General features: G+C 59.1%; 15 protein-coding genes. 9 read left to right on the top strand and 6 right to left on the bottom strand.

From position 1 onward, the window contains the following. Window positions 1-17 precede the first annotated feature (17 nt). The 3 genes from ACQG0S_RS19115 to lsrR form a co-directional block, all read right to left on the bottom strand. On the bottom strand, window positions 18-2,039 hold the full coding sequence (locus ACQG0S_RS19115; protein ID WP_063137978.1) for an NADPH-dependent 2,4-dienoyl-CoA reductase: 2,022 nt from the start codon (window positions 2,037-2,039) through the stop codon (window positions 18-20). Between the two features lie 197 nt (window positions 2,040-2,236). Then, complete coding sequence (gene lsrK, locus ACQG0S_RS19110; protein ID WP_063137977.1) at window positions 2,237-3,823, bottom strand: autoinducer-2 kinase; 1,587 nt, start codon at window positions 3,821-3,823, stop codon at window positions 2,237-2,239. Window positions 3,824-3,856: 33 nt separating this feature from the next. Then, window positions 3,857-4,828 carry a transcriptional regulator LsrR gene (gene lsrR / locus ACQG0S_RS19105; protein WP_022649464.1) on the bottom strand — a complete coding sequence of 324 codons (972 nt, stop codon included), beginning with the start codon at window positions 4,826-4,828 and terminating at the stop codon, window positions 3,857-3,859. 215 nt (window positions 4,829-5,043) lie between these two features. Between lsrR and lsrA the strand changes: the two genes are divergently transcribed. From lsrA to lsrG, 6 genes are read left to right on the top strand one after another with little or no spacing between them, the layout of a single operon-like run. Then, entirely contained in the window at window positions 5,044-6,531 is a 1,488-nt protein-coding gene (gene lsrA, locus ACQG0S_RS19100) for an autoinducer 2 ABC transporter ATP-binding protein LsrA (protein ID WP_048965773.1), read from the top strand. Next, entirely contained in the window at window positions 6,528-7,559 is a 1,032-nt protein-coding gene (gene lsrC / locus ACQG0S_RS19095) for an autoinducer 2 ABC transporter permease LsrC (protein ID WP_048965774.1), read from the top strand. Before lsrA ends, lsrC begins: the two co-directional genes overlap by 4 nt. Continuing rightward, window positions 7,560-8,537: an autoinducer 2 ABC transporter permease LsrD gene (gene lsrD, locus ACQG0S_RS19090; RefSeq protein ID WP_023298683.1), complete on the top strand. Its 978-nt coding sequence runs from the start codon at window positions 7,560-7,562 to the stop codon at window positions 8,535-8,537. A 1-nt stretch (window position 8,538) separates the two neighbouring features. Then, window positions 8,539-9,540 carry an autoinducer 2 ABC transporter substrate-binding protein LsrB gene (gene lsrB, locus ACQG0S_RS19085; RefSeq protein WP_048965775.1) on the top strand — a complete coding sequence of 334 codons (1,002 nt, stop codon included), beginning with the start codon at window positions 8,539-8,541 and terminating at the stop codon, window positions 9,538-9,540. An 11-nt stretch (window positions 9,541-9,551) separates the two neighbouring features. Then, a complete protein-coding gene (gene lsrF, locus ACQG0S_RS19080) occupies window positions 9,552-10,439 on the top strand; it encodes a 3-hydroxy-5-phosphonooxypentane-2,4-dione thiolase (protein ID WP_022649459.1) in 888 nt (295 codons plus the stop codon). Beyond that, a complete protein-coding gene (gene lsrG / locus ACQG0S_RS19075; RefSeq protein WP_022649458.1) occupies window positions 10,436-10,729 on the top strand; it encodes a (4S)-4-hydroxy-5-phosphonooxypentane-2,3-dione isomerase in 294 nt (97 codons plus the stop codon). Before lsrF ends, lsrG begins: the two co-directional genes overlap by 4 nt. A gap of 139 nt (window positions 10,730-10,868) precedes the next feature. Here lsrG and ygjG read toward each other — a convergent pair whose 3' ends face one another. Then, window positions 10,869-12,248: a putrescine aminotransferase gene (gene ygjG, locus ACQG0S_RS19070; protein ID WP_048965776.1), complete on the bottom strand. Its 1,380-nt coding sequence runs from the start codon at window positions 12,246-12,248 to the stop codon at window positions 10,869-10,871. 422 nt (window positions 12,249-12,670) lie between these two features. Between ygjG and ACQG0S_RS19065 the strand changes: the two genes are divergently transcribed. Both ACQG0S_RS19065 and ACQG0S_RS19060 read left to right on the top strand, forming a co-directional pair. Continuing rightward, window positions 12,671-14,191, top strand: a complete 1,521-nt coding sequence (locus ACQG0S_RS19065) for a methyl-accepting chemotaxis protein (protein WP_045335753.1) — start codon at window positions 12,671-12,673, stop codon at window positions 14,189-14,191. 239 nt (window positions 14,192-14,430) lie between these two features. Continuing rightward, window positions 14,431-15,990, top strand: coding sequence for a methyl-accepting chemotaxis protein (locus ACQG0S_RS19060; RefSeq protein ID WP_022649455.1), 1,560 nt, complete (start codon window positions 14,431-14,433; stop codon window positions 15,988-15,990). Here the strand turns inward: ACQG0S_RS19060 and ACQG0S_RS19055 are convergent. Next, the gene (locus ACQG0S_RS19055; RefSeq protein WP_017382401.1) at window positions 15,987-16,481 is read right to left on the bottom strand and encodes a PadR family transcriptional regulator; all 495 of its coding nucleotides are present in this window, start codon (window positions 16,479-16,481) and stop codon (window positions 15,987-15,989) included. The two genes, ACQG0S_RS19060 and ACQG0S_RS19055, sit on opposite strands and share 4 nt — an antisense overlap. A 145-nt stretch (window positions 16,482-16,626) precedes the next feature. Here ACQG0S_RS19055 and ACQG0S_RS19050 point away from each other — a divergent pair, with 145 nt between their 5' ends. Beyond that, on the top strand, window positions 16,627-17,391 hold the full coding sequence (locus ACQG0S_RS19050) for a siderophore-interacting protein (protein WP_048966113.1): 765 nt from the start codon (window positions 16,627-16,629) through the stop codon (window positions 17,389-17,391). Here ACQG0S_RS19050 and ACQG0S_RS19045 read toward each other — a convergent pair whose 3' ends face one another. Next, the gene (locus ACQG0S_RS19045) at window positions 17,392-18,561 is read right to left on the bottom strand and encodes a DNA repair protein (protein ID WP_048966112.1); all 1,170 of its coding nucleotides are present in this window, start codon (window positions 18,559-18,561) and stop codon (window positions 17,392-17,394) included. Window positions 18,562-18,946 lie beyond the last annotated feature (385 nt).

Genomic DNA, 18,946 nt, shown 5'->3' with positions numbered 1-18,946 from the left:
GCCACCGGGCGATGCCGTTAAATACTCAGCGCCAGTTTTGTCCCCTGCGCTATTGCCCGCCGCGCATCCAGCTCCATCGCCACGTCGCACCCGCCAATCAAATGTACCGTTTTCCCTGCCTCACGCAGCGGATCGGCCAGATCGCGCTTCGGCTCCTGCCCGGCGCACAAAATCACATGATCCACGTCCAGCAGCTGCGGCTCACCGCCGATCAGAACGTGTAGCCCGTCGTCGTCGATCTTCTGGTAGCTCACCCCCGGGATCATCTTTACCCCGCGCGAGAGCAGGGTGGCGCGGTGGATCCAGCCTGTGGTTTTCCCCAGCCCTTCACCCGGCTTGCTGGCTTTACGCTGGAGCATCACGATCTGACGCGGGCTTTTCGGCAGCTGCGGACCTTCCGGGCGTAAACCGCCGGACTGACTGAGACTGGTATCAATGCCCCATTCCACGCAGAACTCAGCGATGTTCTGGCTGGTGGCTTCGCCCGGCTGGCTTAAATACATCGCAGTATCAAAACCGATCCCGCCGCAGCCGATGATCGCCACCTTCTCGCCAACCGGCGCTTTGTTGCGCAGCACGTCCAGATAGCTCAATACCTTCGGATGATCGATGCCTTCGATCGCAGGGGTGCGCGGGGCGATCCCACTCGCGAGGATCACCTCGTCGAAACCGATCAGATCCGCCGCGCTGACAACCTGATTGAGCCGCAGATCGACGCCCGTCACCTCGATCATCCGGCGGTAATAGCGCAGCGTTTCATAGAACTCCTCTTTGCCGGGGATCTGTCTGGCGATAGTAAACTGCCCGCCGATTTCCGCCAGCGCATCAAACAGCGTCACGCTGTGCCCACGCGAGGCGGCATTGACCGCAAACGCCAGGCCAGCGGGTCCTGCGCCCACCACGGCCAGACGCTTCTTGTTGGTCGCAGGAACGATCGGCATTTTGGTTTCATGGCAGGCGCGGGGATTCACCAGGCAGGAGGTGACCTTGCCGACGAAGATCTGATCCAGACACGCCTGGTTACAGCCGATACAGGTGTTGATCTCATCCGCACGGCCGCTTTGCGCTTTGGAGAGCAGTTCGGCATCCGCGAGGAACGGACGCGCCATCGACACCATATCGGCGTCGCCGCGGGAGATCACATCGTCCGCCACCTGCGGATCGTTAATGCGGTTAGTGGTCACCAGCGGAACGGAGACTTTGCCTTTCAGCTTGCGCGTTACCCAGCTGAACGCCGCACGCGGCACCGGCGTGGCGATGGTGGGGATGCGCGCTTCGTGCCAGCCAATCCCGGTGTTGATAATGGTGGCACCGGCGGCTTCAATCGCCTGCGCCAGCTGCACGGTTTCGTCGAAGGTGCCGCCGCCTTCCACCAGGTCGAGCATCGACAGGCGGAAGATGATAATAAAATCCGCACCCGCACGTTCACGCACCGCACGCACTACCTCCACGGCAAAACGCATGCGGCGGGCATAGTCACCACCCCATTCGTCGTCGCGCTGGTTGGTACGTGCGGCGAGGAATTCATTGATCAGGTAGCCTTCTGAGCCCATCACCTCCACGCCGTCGTAGCCCGCTTCCCGCGCCAGCGCGGCGCAGCGAGCAAAGTCATCTATCAGCGCCAGGATCTCGTCATGGCTGAGGGCATGGGGAGTAAAGCGGTTAATCGGTGCCTGAATAGCCGAGGGGGCAACCAGGTTCGGCTGATAGCTGTAGCGCCCGGTATGCAGAATTTGCAGGGCGATTTTGCCGCCCTCGTTGTGAACCGCGTCGGTCACCATGCGGTGGTGCGGCAGCTGTGTCGCATCGTTCAACACCGCGCCGCCCTCCATCGTCACCCCGGAAGGGGCAGGGGCTACGCCGCCAGTGACAATCAGCGCCACCCCGTGGCGCGCGCGCTCGGCATAGAAGGCTGCCAGACGTTCAGCCCCGTCCGGACGCTCCTCCAGCCCGGTGTGCATTGAGCCCATTAACACGCGGTTTTTGAGGGTAGTGAACCCCAGATCGAGAGGGGCGAATAACGACGGGTAGCGGCTCATAGTCTCTTCCAGTGTAAAATTATTGTTATGTGGTCGGATGAGTTACTAATTTAGCCAGCGGCGGCAGAAAGGTAAAAGCGGGATCGAATGATTGTGATAGATCTCAAAGAACTTCACCCCTCACCCCGGCCCTCTCCCCAGAGGGGAGAGGGTGAAAGGCCGCACGGAGCAGTCCCCTCTCCCCTCTGGGGAGAGGGTTAGGGTGAGGGGCGTGTGTCGCGCATCAGGCCCGGCGCCTGCCACATCGACGTTGTCAGCCCGCTGTCCACCAGCCCGAGCTGGTCCGCGTACACCGCCTGCCATTTCTGCATCATGCCGTCGTACAGCTCGCGGTGCGCCGGGTTTGGCGTGAACTCGCGGCTCCACTTCACCAGCCGCTCGCCCGTCGAGGCCATATCCGCGAACAGCCCCGCGCCAGCTCCTGCGGCAATGGCGCAGCCGAGCGCCGTTGCCTCTTTGACTTCTGGCACGCGCACCGGCAGGCCGGTGACGTCGCTTAAAATCTGGCTCCACAGGGCGCCCTTTGCGCCGCCGCCGGCAAACACCAGGCTCTCAAACGTCACGCCGGAGAAGCGCGAAATCTGCGCCAGGTTGCAGGCCGAGACGATCGCCGCGTTCTCTTCCAGCGCGCGGAACAGCGTCGCTTTGTTGCACTTTTCCGGGTCAATGGAGAGGTTAATAAACGACGGCGCGGCGTGGTACCACTGTTTGAAATGCATCGCGTCGGAGAAGATCGGCATCACCCCGTGGGAGCCCGGCGGGACGCGGCTCGCCATCTCTTCGAGCAGGGAGTAGGGGTCCATTCCCATGCGTTCGGCAATCAGCTTCTCTTCGGCGCAGAAGGCGTCGCGGAACCAGCGCATGGTCAGCCCGGTAAAGAAGCTGATCGACTCTGCCTGCGCCATGCCGGGGATAACGTGCGGGTTTACGCGGATGTTCATCTCAGGGTCGGTGCGCACCTGCGGCAGGTTCACCACCTGTTGCCAGAAGGTGCCGCCCAGCACCGCCGTTTGTCCGGCGCGCACCACGCCCAGCCCCAGACAGCCCAGCTGCACGTCGCCGCCGCCCATCACCACCGGGGTGCCCTCGCGCAGACCGCTCTGTTGTGCGGCTGCTTTGGTGATGGCCCCCAGCACGGTGCCGGTCTCTTTTACCGGGGAGAGGATATCGGCACGCAGCCCGGCCATGTCGAGCAGCGCCGGACGCCAGTCGCGGGAGAAGAGATCCAGCATGCCCGTCGTGCCCGCATTGGACGGGTCCACCGCCAGCTCGCCGGAGAGCTTCGCCGCCAGCCAGTCGCTGATCATGGTGATGGTGGCGGCTTTACGATAAATATCCGGACGATGGTGCGCCAGCCACAGCAGGCGCGGCATGGCGCTGAGGGCAAGCGTCTGGCCGGAAACGTCATACACTTCGGATTCAAACCGGTAGTCGTGGATCTCTTTGAGTTCAGCTACCTCGCGGCTGGCGCGGGCGTCGACGTTGGCGCAGGCCCAGATAGCCTCGCCGTTGCGGTCGTACAGCACAATCCCTTCGCGCATCGAACAGCAGGCGACGGACTGAATATCCGCCGCGCTCAGGCGCGCGCGCTCCAGCGCCTGATGAATACACCGGCAGGCCAGCTGCCAGTTGGTGTCGAGGTCGAACTCCATCGAGCCCGGCACGTTCTCGACGCTCAGGTGTTTCCACTCGGCCTGGCCAACGGCAATCTGGTTGCCCTGCAAATCGAAAATAACGGCGCGAACGCTGCCTGTCCCTGCATCTAACGCTAAAAGGTAACTCATGAGCATGCCTCATTGTTAGCGCAGGGAGGGCTCTTAAATGGCCAGAGCCAGCACCGCGCGGGCTGTCGTCTCTTCCGTCACCAGGCCATTAATACGGCGGCCCTTAAGTGCGGCATAAATCGCATCGGCTTTCTCTTCCCCCCCGGCCACGCCTACGATGGTGGGCAGCTGTGCCAGTTCATCGAGCGTGACGCCCAGTAGTTCTTTGTGGATCTCCAGCTCCTCGACGCATTCCCCTTCGGCATTGAGGAAATAGCCAAGGATATCGCCCACCGCGCCTTTACGGGCGTACATCAACTGTTCACCTTCGCTGATATAGCCGGAGCGCAGTATCGTCGCGTCACGGCGCTGGTTCACCGAGCCAATGCCGACCACCGCCACGTCAGCGGCGGTGGCGGCGAGGATCACGTCCCGCACGCTGGTTTCGCGCTTTAAGATCCCGGCGACTTCAGCGGATGACACGCGAAGCGGGGCAGGGATCATGCTGACGCTACAGGCCGCATCCAGCTGGCCGATACCGGTCATATACGGCCCCACGCCGCCGGAGAGCGTCACCAGGCGGATCTGCTGTGAGCTAATAAAGCCGCTCAGGTGTTGCAGGCTGCTCATGGTGGTTTCACCGAAGCCCACCGCTAACAGCTGGCCGGGCTCCAGCACGCCCATCAGCGACTGGGCCGCGCCAATGCCTAACCGCACGTTCATCGGCGGCGTATTCAGGGCGGGCATCACGCGCACCAGCTTCAGGCCAAATCGTTGTTGCAACTCGGTTTCCAGCGCCAGGCAGCCCTCGTAGCGGGAGTTTATCTGCACGCGGATCACCCCGGACTGACGGCCTTTCTCCAGCAGGCGGGAGATCTTCAGGCGCGGCAGCCCGAGCCGCTCGCCGATGTCGTTCTGGGTCAGCCCGTCGTGGTAGTAGCACCAGGCCACGCGCGCCACCAGCTCCTCTTCCGCCAGTGCCAGCCCGGCAAACCGTCCTTCTTCCGCAGTGCGTTTATCGCTCATAGTTGAACTCTTATAAAAATTTAGATCATATGTTCGTGATGGTGCGGCGTGAAAATGTGAGCCACGCGACAAAACGGATCTTTTCGATCCTTTCCGGTTTATCTGAATCTCAATCGATAAAACTGTGATCCCTGCACGGTTGTAAATATAGTTCACCGTCTACGCTTTTGAACATTATTAAATCTAAAAATCATTTGTTCAATAGCGGGGCGATGATGACACCACTTCTCGAGGCACGTGACATCTGCAAACAGTTCTCTGGCGTGCCTGTGTTAAAAGGCATTGATTTCACGCTGCTTGCTGGGCAGGTGCATGCGCTGATGGGCGGTAACGGCGCGGGAAAATCGACGTTGATGAAAATCATCGCCGGGGTTGAAACGCCGGATCGCGGTGAGCTTTCGGTTGCGGACGAGTCTTTTGCACGGCTTACCCCGTCGCAGGCGCACCGGTTAGGCATTTATCTGGTGCCACAGGAGCCGCTGCTTTTCCCCAACCTGACGGTGCGGGAAAACATCCTGTTTCGTCTGCCGCGCGAACGAGATCGGGAAAAGCGGCTGGCGGAGAAACTCCAGCAGCTGCAATGTCAGCTTAATCTTGATGCCGCTGCCAGCACTCTGGAAGTCGCGGATCAGCAGATGGTGGAGATCCTGCGCGGGCTGATGCGCAACGCCAGAATTCTGATCCTCGACGAACCCACGGCATCGCTCACGCCGGGCGAGACCGAACGCCTGTTTCGCCAGATCCGCGCGCTGCAGGATCTCGGCGTTGGCATTGTTTTTATCTCGCACAAGCTGCCGGAAATTCGCATGATTTCGAGCCACGTCTCGGTGATGCGCGACGGCGCGGTGGTGCTGAGCGGCGAAACCGCGCAGTTTGACGATAACGCCCTGATCGCCGCGATGACGCCGGTCAGCCGGGAAAAGTCGCTAAGCGATACGCAAAAGCTGTGGCTGGCGCTGCCGGGCAACCGCCGAACCCAGGCGCAGGATTTCCCGGTGCTGCGGGTGGAGGATCTCACCGGGGAAGGGTTTATCGATCTCAGCCTTGAGATTTACGCCGGGGAGATCGTCGGTCTGGCCGGGCTGGTGGGGTCCGGGCGTACCGAGTTTGCCGAAACGCTTTACGGCCTGCGTCCGGTACGCGGCGGGCGGGTGTGGCTGGAGAACCAGGAGATCACCGCCGATCCGGTCAGTTCCCGTCTGGAAAAAGGGCTGGTTTATCTGCCGGAAGACAGGCAGGTGTCCGGCCTGTTTCTCGACGCGCCTGTCCGCTGGAACACGGTGGCGCTGAACGAGCCGTCGCTCTGGCAGCAGCGAAAGCGGGAGTCTGCGGTGGTGGAGCGTTACCACCGGGCGCTGGGGATCAAGCTCAACCATGCGGATCAAACCGTGCGCACGCTCTCCGGTGGTAATCAGCAGAAGGTGCTGCTGGCGCGCTGTCTTGAGGCCAATCCGCTGCTGCTGATCGTCGATGAACCGACGCGCGGCGTGGACGTATCGGCGCGCGCCGATATCTACCAGCTGCTGAAAAGCGTGGCGGCGCAGAACGTGGCAGTGCTGATGATCTCAAGCGATCTCGATGAGTTTCCCGGCCTCGCGGATCGGGTGCTGGTAATGCATCAGGGCGTGATCAGCGGCGAGCTGCCGCGCCACGCCGTCAGTCTCGACCGGATGATGGCGCTGGCGTTTGGAGGGCAATCATGAAGATCTTACTGAAAAACCGCGAGCTGAGCGCGTTTCTCGCCATTCTGGCCCTGTTCGCCGTGCTGGTGGCGCTGAACCCGTCCTACCTTAGCTTACAGACCCTGGGGATGATCTTCGCCAGTTCGCAGATCCTGATTTTGCTGGCCATCGGCGCGGCGCTGGTGATGCTGACCCGTAATATCGACGTCTCCGTCGGCTCCACCGTCGGGCTGTCCGCCATTGCCGTCGGCGTGGCGCTAAACAGCGGCTACAGTCTGCCCGTTTCCATTCTCTTCGCGCTGACGATTGGCGCGCTGGCGGGGGCGTTCAACGGTTTTCTGGTGGTGGGGCTGCGCATTCCAGCGATTGTCGCCACCCTCGGCACGCTGGGGCTGTATCGCGGAGCGATGCTGCTGTGGACCGGCGGGAAGTGGATTGAAGGGCTGCCGCCGGGGCTGAAATCCCTCTCTGAGCCTGCCGCCGTCGGCATTTCGCCGCTCGGCATTGTGGTGTTGATAATCGTGGTCACAGGCGCGTGGATACTGTCGCGCACCGCCTTTGGCCGTGATTTCTACGCCGTGGGGGATAACCTCGCCGCCGCGCGTCAGCTGGGCGTGGCGGTGAACCGCACCCGTATGATCGCCTTTACCCTCAACGGCATACTCGCGGCCTGCGCCGGGATCGTCTTTGCCGCGCAGATTGGCTTTGTGCCCAACCAGACCGGCAGCGGGCTGGAGATGAAGGCCATCGCCGCCTGCGTGCTCGGCGGCATTTCGCTGCTGGGCGGTACCGGCACGCTGGTCGGTGCGTTCCTCGGCGCGTTTTTCCTGACCCAAATCGATACCGTGCTGGTGCTGTTCAGGCTCCCGGCGTGGTGGAACGACTTTATCGCCGGGCTGGTGCTGCTGGGCGTGCTGGTGCTCGACGGGCGGCTGCGTCAGGCGCTCTCACGGCATCAGCGGGCGCTGAAATACAGCCGTTTCCAGCCGGGTAACAGAGGGGGAAAGCACGTCACCCCGTTTCCCAAACGCAACAAAGAGGTGGCGTAAATGAGGCTTAACTGGGAAAGCGCGCTGCTGATTTTACTGGTGCTGGAGATCCTGCTCTTCGGCGCCATCAACCCGCGCATGCTCGACATCAATATGCTGCTGTTCAGCACCAGCGACTTTATCTGCATTGGTATCGTGGCGCTACCGCTCACGCTGGTGATTATCAGCGGCGGGATCGACATCTCCCTCGGCTCAACCATCGGCCTGTGCGCTATCGCGCTGGGGGTGATGATGCAGGCGGGGTGGCCGATGGCGGTCGCCATCCCGCTGACGCTGCTGCTCGGCCTGCTGTGCGGACTGTTGAATGCGGCGCTGATCCACTACACCGGTATCAGCCCTTTAGTGATCACCCTCGGCACGCTCTACCTCTACGGCGGCGGGGCGCTGCTGCTCTCCGGCATGGCGGGCGCGACGGGCTACGAGGGGATCGGCGGCTTTCCGGACAGCTTCACGGCGTTCGCTAACCTCACGGTGTTGGGCCTGCCGATCCCGCTGGTGCTGTTCGCGGTGATTACCGCTTTCTTCTGGCTGATTACCCATCGCGGGCGCTTTGGTCGGCATCTGTTTTTAATTGGCCAGAATCCGCGCGCGGCGCGCTATGCGGCGCTGTCGGTGAACGGTATGCCGTATGCGCTGTACGGCCTGGTGGGCGTGGCTTCGGCGATTGCCGCGCTGGTGATGGTCTCCTATTTCGGCTCCGCGCGTTCGGATCTGGGGCGCGATTTACTGATGCCTGCGCTCACCGCCGCCGTGCTCGGCGGAGCGAATATCTACGGCGGCTCAGGTTCGGTTGTCGGTACGGCGCTGGCGGCGCTGCTGGTAGGGTACCTGCAACAGGGTTTACAGATGGTTGGCATCCCCAACCAGGTGTCGAGCGCGCTGTCAGGGGCGCTGCTGGTTGTGGTGGTGATGGGGCGTTCGCTGAGTCTGCACCGTGAATGGGTGCGTTCTCTCTTCAGAAAACTATCCGGAGCGTAAGATGAAAACAAAACTGCTCGTCCTGGCAATGGCCCTCAGCTTCGCTTCGGCGCAGGCGGCGGACCGCATTGCCTTTATCCCGAAACTGGTGGGTGTGGGATTCTTCACCAGCGGCGGCAACGGCGCGAAAGAGGCGGGGAAAGATCTTGGCGTGGGCGTGACTTACGACGGCCCGACCGAGCCGAGCGTCTCCGGCCAGGTGCAACTGATCAATAACTTCGTCAACCAGGGCTATAACGCCATCATCGTCTCTGCCGTGTCGCCGGACGGTCTCTGCCCGGCGCTGAAGCGCGCGATGCAGCGCGGCGTGAAGGTCCTGACCTGGGATTCCGACACCAAACCGGAGTGCCGCAGCATTTACATCAACCAGGGCACGCCGGAACAGCTGGGCGGCCTGCTGGTGGAGATGGCAGGCAAACAGGTCACCAAACCGAACGCGAAAGTGGCGTTCTTCTACTCCAGCCCCACCGTCACCGACCAGAACCAGTGGGTGAAAGAGGCGAAGGCCAAAATCGAGAAAGACCATCCCCAGTGGCAGGTCGTCACCACGCAGTTTGGCTATAACGACGCCACTAAATCCCTGCAAACCGCCGAGGGGATCTTAAAAGCCTATCCGGATCTGGATGCGATCATCGCCCCGGACGCCAACGCCCTGCCGGCGGCGGCACAGGCGGCGGAAAACCTGAAGCGGGAAGGGGTGGCGATTGTCGGCTTCAGCACGCCAAACGTGATGCGTCCGTACGTTGAGCGCGGCACGGTGAAAGCCTTCGGCCTGTGGGACGTGGTGCAGCAGGGCAAAATTGCGGTCAATGTCGCCGATCGTTTGCTGAAAAAGGGCGATCTTAACCCTGGCGACAGCGTGGAGGTGAAAGATATCGGGACGCTGAAGGTCGAGCCGAACAGCGTGCAGGGCTACCAGTATGAGGCGAAGGGCAACGGCATCGTGCTGCTGCCGGAGCGGGTGGTGTTCACCAAAGAGAACATCAACAAATACGATTTCTGACGGGGGAGCAAATGGCTGATTTAGACGACATCAAAGACGGCAAGGATTTTGGCATCGGTACGCCGCAGCAGAATGTGCCGTACACCCTGAAGGGCTGCGGTTCGCTCGACTGGGGCATGCAGTCCCGGCTTTCGCGCATTTTCAACCCGCAGAGCAACCGCACGGTGATGCTGGCCTTTGACCACGGTTACTTTCAGGGACCGACCACCGGCCTTGAGCGTATCGATCTCTCCATCGCGCCGCTGTTTGGCGAAACCGACGTGCTGATGTGTACCCGCGGCATCCTCAGGAGCCAGGTACCTGCCGCGACGAACAAACCGGTGGTGCTGCGCGCCTCCGGCGGTAACTCGATTCTGGGCGAGCTGTCTAACGAGTGCGTGGCGGTGGCGATGGAAGACGCGCTGCGCCTGAACGTCTGCGCGGTGGCGGCGCAGGTCTATATCGGAAGCCCGTTTGAACATCAGTCAATCAACAACATCATCAAGCTGGTGGATGCGGGGGCGCGTTACGGCATGCCGACGCTGGCGGTGACGGGCGTGGGTAAAGAGATGGCGCGCGACGCGCGCTATTTCTCGCTCGCCAGCCGCATCGCTGCCGAAATGGGGGCCCAGTTCGTCAAAACCTACTACGTGGACGAGGGCTTTGAAAAAGTGACCGCCAGCTGTCCGGTGCCGATTGTTATCGCGGGCGGCAAAAAGCTGCCGGAGCATGAGGCGCTTGAGATGTGCTGGCGGGCGATTGACCAGGGCGCGTCCGGCGTGGATATGGGGCGCAACATCTTCCAGTCCAGCGCGCCGCTCGCCATGCTGAAGGCGGTGAAGAAAGTGGTTCACGAGAACATGAGCGCCCGTGAGGCGTTCCAGTTCTGGCAGGAAGAGAAACAGGGAGAAGCAAAATGAACGTGACGCTGGTGGAAATCAACATCAAACCCGAGCGGGTGGATGAGTTTCTGGAGGTATTTCGCGCCAACCACGAGGGAGCGATCCAGGAGCCGGGCAACCTGCGCTTTGACGTCTTGCAGGACCCGAGGGTGAAAACCCGGTTCTTTATCTATGAGGCCTATAAAGACGAAGAGGCGGTGTTGGCGCATAAGCAAACGCCACACTATCTGGCGTGCGTGGACAAGCTCGAAGAGTTGATGTCAGAGCCGCGCAAAAAACGCTGCTTTGTGGGGTTGTTGCCGGAGTAGCGTTTTGCCCGGTGGCGCTGCGCTTACCGGGCCTACGGAGGCGAGAGGGTGCGGTGTTTGCCCGGTGGCGCTAACGCTTACCGGGCCGACATCTGCAGTATGTTGTAGGCCGGGTAAGCGTAGCGCCACCCGGCGTTTTTTATGCCTCTTCCACGCTCACCCGCAGCGCCGCCAGCGCCTTACGCGCCGCCTTCAGCACCTGCTCACACTGCTCAATGGTGAGCGTCAACGGTGGCTCAATGCGGATGGTTTTCGAGTTGTTGAGCGTTCCCGCCACCAGTACCCGCTGGCGGAACATCTCGCTTGCGAAGCTATAACCGGTTTCGTTATCAACGAACTCAATCGCCATCAGCATCCCTTTCCCGCGCGCATCCTGTACCAAATCCGGGTATTCCCGGCCCAGCTGACGGAAGCCGTCCAGCAGCATGTCGCCTTTCTGCTCCGCCTGCGCAGGCAGGTTTTGCTCCAGCAGCACGTTGATGGTGGCCAGCGCTGCCGCACAGGCCAGCGGGTTACCGCCAAAGGTGGTGGTATGTAAGAACGGGTTGTCGAATAGCACCGAGAAGACCTCCTCAGTGGCGACCGTTGCGCCAATCGGCATCACGCCGCCGCCGAGCGCTTTCGCCAGGCATAAAATGTCTGGCTGAACGTTCTCATGCTCGCAGGCGAACATCCTGCCGGTACGCCCCATCCCGGTCTGCACTTCGTCGAAGATCAGCAGCGCGCCAAACTCATCGCACAGCTGACGCACGGCGGGCAGATAGCCCTGCGGCGGGAGGATCACGCCTCCTTCGCCCTGAATCGGCTCCAGGATCACCGCCGCCACGTCGTTGCCGGTTTTACGGCATTCACTCAGCATGGTGCGCATGGCGTTGATGTCGCCGAACGGTACGTGGCGGAAGCCCGGCAGCAGCGGCATAAACGGTTTGCGGAAGGTGGATTTGGCGGTCGCCGACAGTGCGCCCAGGGATTTCCCGTGGAACGCGCCGCTGGTGGCGATAAAGGTGAATTTCCCGTGCGGCGACTGGTACGCTTTGGCGAGTTTAATCGCCGCTTCGACCGATTCGGTGCCGCTGTTGCTGAAGAAGCTGTATTTCAGCTTATCGGGCGTTAAGGCTGCCAGCGTTTTCGCGAGCATGGCGCGAAGCGGATCGAGCAGTTCCTGGCTATGGAGAGGTTGTTTCGCAAGTTGATTCTGTACGGCGGAAACCACAACTGGATTACGGTGCCCCACGTTGAAAATACCAAAACCACCCAGGCAATCGATAAACTCCTGTCCCTGGGTGTCGACAAGCGTATTCAGACTCCCCGCTTGCCACTCTACGGCTCCGTAATCCCCGCCGGCGGTAACAGATTTGCGATACTCCAGAAAACCAGGATTCACATGCTCTTTAAAGTAATCAATGACCTCACGGTTAAGTTGTTTCATCTCCTCATGATCAAGCGTTCGCTTTTCAATGAGATTCAGTGCGTGCGCGGTACAGGCAAGAGCCGAGGCGCTGGAAGGTAACCTGTTCAAAATATGCTCCCGGGGATCGCGTATCACATGATACTGAGTTAAGTATTGCAGGGATTACGCCACCTCAGATGCCTTAACAAAAATCGGGATAAACGCCAGGTTAAATCAAAGTTGCACAATATTTAATCATGCCATCGCGCGCCGCACGGGATAAGGGATAACGAGCCGGGGATTGGGTTTCGTCAATTGCACTGCTCCAGGGCAGGAAATGCGCCTTAAGTGTGCGCCGGAGGATCATGCTTTGTAGGTAGTTTCGTTTCGAAAGTATTTTAAATCAATTAATTAGAAAAGCGTACGAAAAGTGCGGTTTAACCGAGATTTGCGATCTCAATCATATTTAACAACTAAAGATAAATTTTTTATCGCCGAAAAAACATAAGCCACAAAATTAACATTCAAATAACCTGCAAGGGATGCTCACTATGTCCTCTCCTGACTATGTCACCCAGAATGAATATCCGCTGGACGATGACACCACGCTTATGTCGACCACCGACCTCCACAGCTACATGACCCACACTAACGACACCTTTGTGCAAGTGAGTGGCTTTACGCTTCAGGAGTTGCTCGGGCAGCCGCACAACATTGTGCGCCACCCCGATATGCCGAAAGCGGCTTTTGCCGACATGTGGTACACGCTGCAAAAGGGCGAGCCCTGGAGCGGGATTGTCAAAAACCGACGTAAAAATGGCGATCACTATTGGGTACGCGCCAATGCGGTACCAATGGTGCGTAACGGTCAGATGACGGGCTATATGTCCATTCGTACCCGCGCCACCGAGGACGAGGTCGCCGCGGTGGAGCCGCTTTATAAGGCGCTCAATGAAGGACGTAGCAAAAAACGCATTCATAAAGGGCTGGTGGTGCGCAAAGGCTGGCTCGGCAAATTACCGGCGATGCCGCTGCGCTGGCGAGTGCGTAGCGTAATGGCGGTACTTTTTGCGGTGATGGCCGCAACGCTGGTTGCCAGTGCCGCAGGCTGGGCTTCGCTGGTGGCGGCAGCCGTGGTGATGCTGCTTGGCACCCTGGTGTTTGAGCAACAGATTGTCCGCCCGGTGGAAAACGTCGCACGGCAGGCGCTCAGGGTCGCTACCGGCGAGCGTAACAGCGTGCAGCATCTTAACCGCAGCGATGAACTGGGGCTGACGCTGCGGGCCGTCGGACAACTGGGGCTGATGTGCCGCTGGCTGATCAACGACGTCTCCAGCCAGGTGGTGAGCGTGCGCGACGGCAGCGACAGGCTGGCGCAGGGCAATGAAGATCTCAACGACCGCACGCGCCAGACCGTGGCTAACGTGCAGCAGACTGTGGCAACAATGAACCAGATGGCGGCGTCGGTGCAGAGTAACTCTGAGACCGCAGCCGAAGTCGACAAGTTGTCGATGGCTGCCAGCAGCGCGGCCACGCAGGGCGGCACCGTGATGCAGACCGTGGTGAAAACCATGGATGACATTGCCGACAGTACCCAGCGCATTGGCTCTATTACCTCGCTTATCAATGACATCGCCTTCCAGACCAATATTCTGGCGCTGAACGCCGCGGTTGAGGCGGCACGCGCGGGCGAACAGGGGAAAGGCTTTGCGGTGGTGGCGGGCGAAGTGCGTCATCTTGCCAGCCGCAGCGCGAACGCGGCTAACGATATTCGCAAGCTGATCGACGCCAGCGCCAGCAAAGTGCAGTCGGGCGCCGATCAGGTCCACGCCGCGGGACGTACCATGGATGATATTGTCGAGCAGGTGAAAAACGTCACGCAGCTTATCGCGCAGATCAGCCACTCCACCTCCGAGCAGGCTACAGGCCTGACAGAGCTGACCCGTGCCGTGGCAGAACTGGACAGCATTACGCAGAAAAATGCTGACCTGGTCGAAGAGAGCGCGCAGATTTCCGCGATGGTTAAGCACCGGGCCGGACGTCTTGAAGATGCGGTTACCGTGCTGCATTAAGAAATGCATGTTTCGATAAAGCCGTTTATTCCTCCGGGGTAAACGGCTTTTTTGTTTTTCAGAATAAGTTATGTTGTTAATGAAATATTAAGTAACTAAAAAAAGTACCCGATTTTTAATTGCTACGCCCCGGATTCATTGAAAGTGAGAAATAAAAAAACGATCAAAGTCATAAAGTTAGCGCGTTTCCTACCGATAACAGCGATCGTCTGAGAAATAATCACATCGATGGGGTAAATATGTTCATACATGACGTAAAGATCGGCACGAAATTATTTCTGGCGTTTGGATTATTTATTGTCCTGATGGTCGTCAGCGCAAGCTTGTCTCTGATGAGCCTGAATCGGGCAAACAATGGAATGCAAACCATTCTTACCAGCGACTATCCAACTACGGTAAAAGCGAACCAGTTAATCGACAACTTCCAGGAATTTATCAGCACGCAGCAGCTCATGCTGCTGGACGAACAGGGAATGTACACGACGCAATCAGAACAGCGTCTGAAGGCGATAAGCGAGCGCATCACCGCAATCCTGAGCGAGCTGGACAACGCTCTCAAGGATAAAAAATCCCAACAGGTGCTGGCGGACATCCACGGCGTACGCCAGCAATATCTTGACTCGCGCTACCGCATTTTGCAGGCCGTGCAGAATAACGACCGTGCGGGCGCGATAAACGAGATGATGACCAACACCCTGGACCTGCAACAGTCTTATAAAGCGAAAGTGCAGGCGCTGATTGCGATCCAGGATCATGAAATGCAGAGTGCGGGCGAGCAGGTGGAAGGCGATTTCCGCACTAATCGTCTGCTGCTGATCCTGATTACGCTTTTCAGCGTCGCGGCAGCCAGCCTGACTGGTTGGTTCATTGTGCGATCCATTACCCGCCCGCTGAACGACGCGGTGAATTTTGCGGAGGCCATCGCCGATGGCGATCTCACCGGCAGCATTACCTCGCACGGTAAAGATGAAACCGGACTGCTCCTCACCGCACTGATGGAGATGAAAACGCGCCTGCTGGAGATTGTGCAGCAGGTGCAAACCGGATCGGAAAACATCTCCAGCGCCGCCGCGCAGATTGTCGCAGGCAACCAGGATCTGGCTGCCCGCACGGAGGAGCAGGCCAGTTCCGTTGAACAGACGGCCGCGTCGATGGAGCAGATTACCGCCACGGTGAAGAACACCGCGTCCCACACCGGAGAAGCGACGAACCTGTCTGCCGATGCGGCTGCCGTGGTCAAAAACAACGGCGAGATGATGAAGCAGGTCACCAGCAAAATGCGCTTGATTAACGAAACATCGAACAGGATGTCCGACATCATCGACCTGATCGACGCCATTGCCTTCCAGACCAACATTCTGGCGCTGAACGCGGCGGTCGAAGCGGCGCGCGCGGGTGAGCATGGCCGCGGCTTTGCGGTGGTGGCGGGCGAGGTACGCCAGCTCGCGCAGAAAAGTGCAACATCTGCGAGTGAGATCCGCCAGCTGATTGAAAGCTCCACAAGCCAGACGCAGGACGGCATGAACCTTGTGGAGAAAGCCAGCGGGCTTATCAACGGCATGGTCGGCAACGTGGAAGAGATGGACGTCATCCTGCGTGAAATTCGCCAGGCCAGCCATGAACAGACGGAAGGTATCTCGCAGATCAACAGCGCGATTGGCCTGATAGACGCCACCACCCAGCAGAACTCCGCGCTGGTGGAGGAGTCCGTTGCGGCGGCGGCATCCCTTAACGAACAGGCGATGCACCTGAAAGAGCTGGTCCGCGTGTTCCGCGTGAGCGACGGCGTGCTGGCTTAATCCAGCTGGGAGATCTCCAGTGCCGCGCGGTCAATCACGCCGATAATCTGTTTTAACTGCGCGTCGCTGAGTTCTCCCTGATTAACCTTCAGATCCAGAACCGCTTTGAAGTTATCCAGCGCCCGCTTCATCTGTGGGTTTTTGCGCAGCTGGAACCCGACGGAGCGCGCCTTGATACGCGTCTGGATCTGCTCCAGCTGTTCCCGATTGTCATCCAGCCATTGCTGCCCGGCGGCGTTAATCGCAATCCGCTTACGGCCGTTCTCTTCTTCGGTAATGGTGATCAGCGCCTGATCCTGCAAGTAATCCAGCGTCGGGTAGATCACGCCAGGGCTTGGCGTGTAATGTCCCTGCGTCAGGTTCTCGATCTCTTTAATCAGCTCATAACCATGGCTCGCGTTGCGGGTCAGGATATCCAGGATCACCAGCCGCAAATCACCATGGCCAAAAAATCGTGGCCGGCGTCCGCCGCCGTCGTGTTCGTGTCGCATGTTTCTTCCTCAATCTGATATATCTAAACTATATCTAAGATATATTCAGATGCAATCTAAAAAATCTTGATTTCTGAGTTAATAGCAATCATTATCATTAAGAATTCATTCCGATATATCGTATTCACCTGAGAAGGGCATCAACATGGCATCTACCCGTTACCCTCAACGTGTCCGCAATGACCTGCGTTTTCGTGAGCTGAACGTGCTGCGCACTGAGCGAGTCAGCGCAGGATTTCAGCGCATTGTACTAGGCGGCGAGGCGCTGGAGGGCTTTAGCTCTCGCGGCTTTGACGACCATACCAAAGTCTTTTTCCCGGCACCGGGCACCCCTTTCGTGCCGCCTGTGGTGACCGATGAAGGCATCGACTGGGGCGACGGGGTGCGTCCGCAGGCGCGTGACTACACCCCGCTGTACGATGACGAAAAACACGAGCTGGCGCTCGATTTTTTCGTGCATGATGGCGGCATTGCCAGCAACTGGGCGGTAGAGGCGAAGGTGGGCGACAAGCTGACCATCGGCGGTCCGCGTGGTTCGCTGGTGGTGCCGGAAGATTACGCCTGGCAGCTGTACGTGTGCGACGAGTCGGGTATGCCCGCGCTGCGTCGCCGTTTAGAAAGCATCGCAAAACTGCCTGTTCCCCCGGCGATCCACGCCATCGTCACCGTGGGCGATGCGGCGTACCAGGACTATCTGGCGCACCTGAGCGGGTTCAACATCACCTGGGTTATCGGCCACAACGAGCAGGCGGTAGCCGACCATCTTGCAGCGCTGGCCGTGCCGGAAGAGGATTACTTTATCTGGCTGACCGGAGAGGGGAAGGTGGTGAAACGCCTGAGCCGTCAGTTTGAAACCGACGCAATTGACCCACAGCTGGTACGTGCCAGTGCGTACTGGCACGCCAAATAATCAGGCTGCGGGATCCAGCTGCGCTTCGCTCACCTGATGTTCGAGCGAGGCGCATACCTCTCTCAGCGCTTTCTCCTGCTGGGCAAAGTAGGCTTCCATATTGCTGAGCGACGAGACGAGCAGCCAGGACTCTTCCTTCTCCAGCTCTGCCAGCTCGTTCACCAGGGTGTCGATTTGCTCACGCACCTGCGCCATTTTTTTGCGAATACGTTCCAGGTCGTTCAGCCTGTCGCTCGCCATCATCGGTTCAAACCCTTGTTGCAGACGGGCGACCAGCGAGCGAATGGCCTTCACGTCGCCGCGCTGTTTGGCCTGGTTGAGTTGCACCATCATCCTGTTGGCTTCCTCTTTTAAATCATCGGCAACCAGATCCGGGTGGCATAGCTTGCTCGCCTGACGCCAGAGCCGCTTCAGCTCGTTCCGATCCTCTTCAGAGAGATCCTTGCCTTTACGCAGGCGCACCTCGGCATCATGATGCTGTTCTCGATACTTTTTGTACTCTTCGTTGGCCTCATCGCGCGCCTGACGAGCTGGCTCTTCTTCACGCGTTAAACCGTTCTCCAGCTCCATCGCTTCGGCCAGCAGGTTGGCAATCAGATTACTTTGCTGCTGAAGATGCTTGCGCGCCTCTGCCGCCTGAACGGAATCCGCAGGCAGATCTCGCCAGCGCCGGGTAAGCGTTGTCAGAACCTCTACGGCCTGCGCCATATAGCCCTGGCAGCGGCGGTAATCCTCTTCCCGACGACGCGTCTCCGCCTGCTGACGACGCAGGTTAAGCTCCGCCAGCGTTTTACGCAGGGCGAGGATCTGCTGCATCAACGGCCCGAGGCGGGAGAAATAGAGATCGTTGAATTCATCAAGCTGCTGTACCCGGGCGTTACGGCGATCAATCAGATCGCGCAAGCGCTCTTCCAGAGCTTTCAGCTCCAGCTTGCTGGCCGCCAGCTGCGGGTCACGCCACGGGGTAACGGCGCGCTGGCTTTGCAGCCAGGCGGTGATAGCGCGAAGGGCTGCGGTGTAATTTTTCTGCTCAAGCGCCGCGACGATGGACAGGAGATTATCGTCAAAGGCTTCCTCTTTGAGACGTTTCAACTGGCTCCGGATGATGTCGTCATCTTCCAGCTCAATGGCATTTTTAATGATTTCTAGCCGTTTGATCGGTGTGCTCATGATGCCTTTCGCTCTGGCGCTTAAGTATTTGAGTTAAGGTTAGTTGTTGTAAAAGCTACTGGAAATAATACACACGGATGATGATCGGCGCGATGGGGGATTTCTTTAGAATTGCAGAATGTGAAGATGGGCGCGTAAAAGATGAAATGAGCAGGTTGCTTTTGATGATAAGCGCTAATCCGTTGAAATAACTAGCAATCGCTTTAAAACCAAGACCAGTCCCTACTTAAAATTACCAGGTAAAACGCGTATTCCCCCGAATAGTTTGCCCTTTCGGGAGTGCTTACGCTTCGTGTCACTGACTTTTCCTGACACCGGCAGACGATGGTTCGCCGTGCGGAATGCTTTTCCAAAGGAGTGTTGATGAAGATGAAAGCTATTGTAG

It is taken from the genome of Enterobacter cloacae complex sp. 418I7, assembly GCF_050030705.1.
GTDB classification, from domain to species: Bacteria; Pseudomonadota; Gammaproteobacteria; order Enterobacterales; family Enterobacteriaceae; genus Enterobacter; species Enterobacter intestinihominis.
This window is presented reverse-complemented; position numbering and strand designations above follow the sequence as displayed.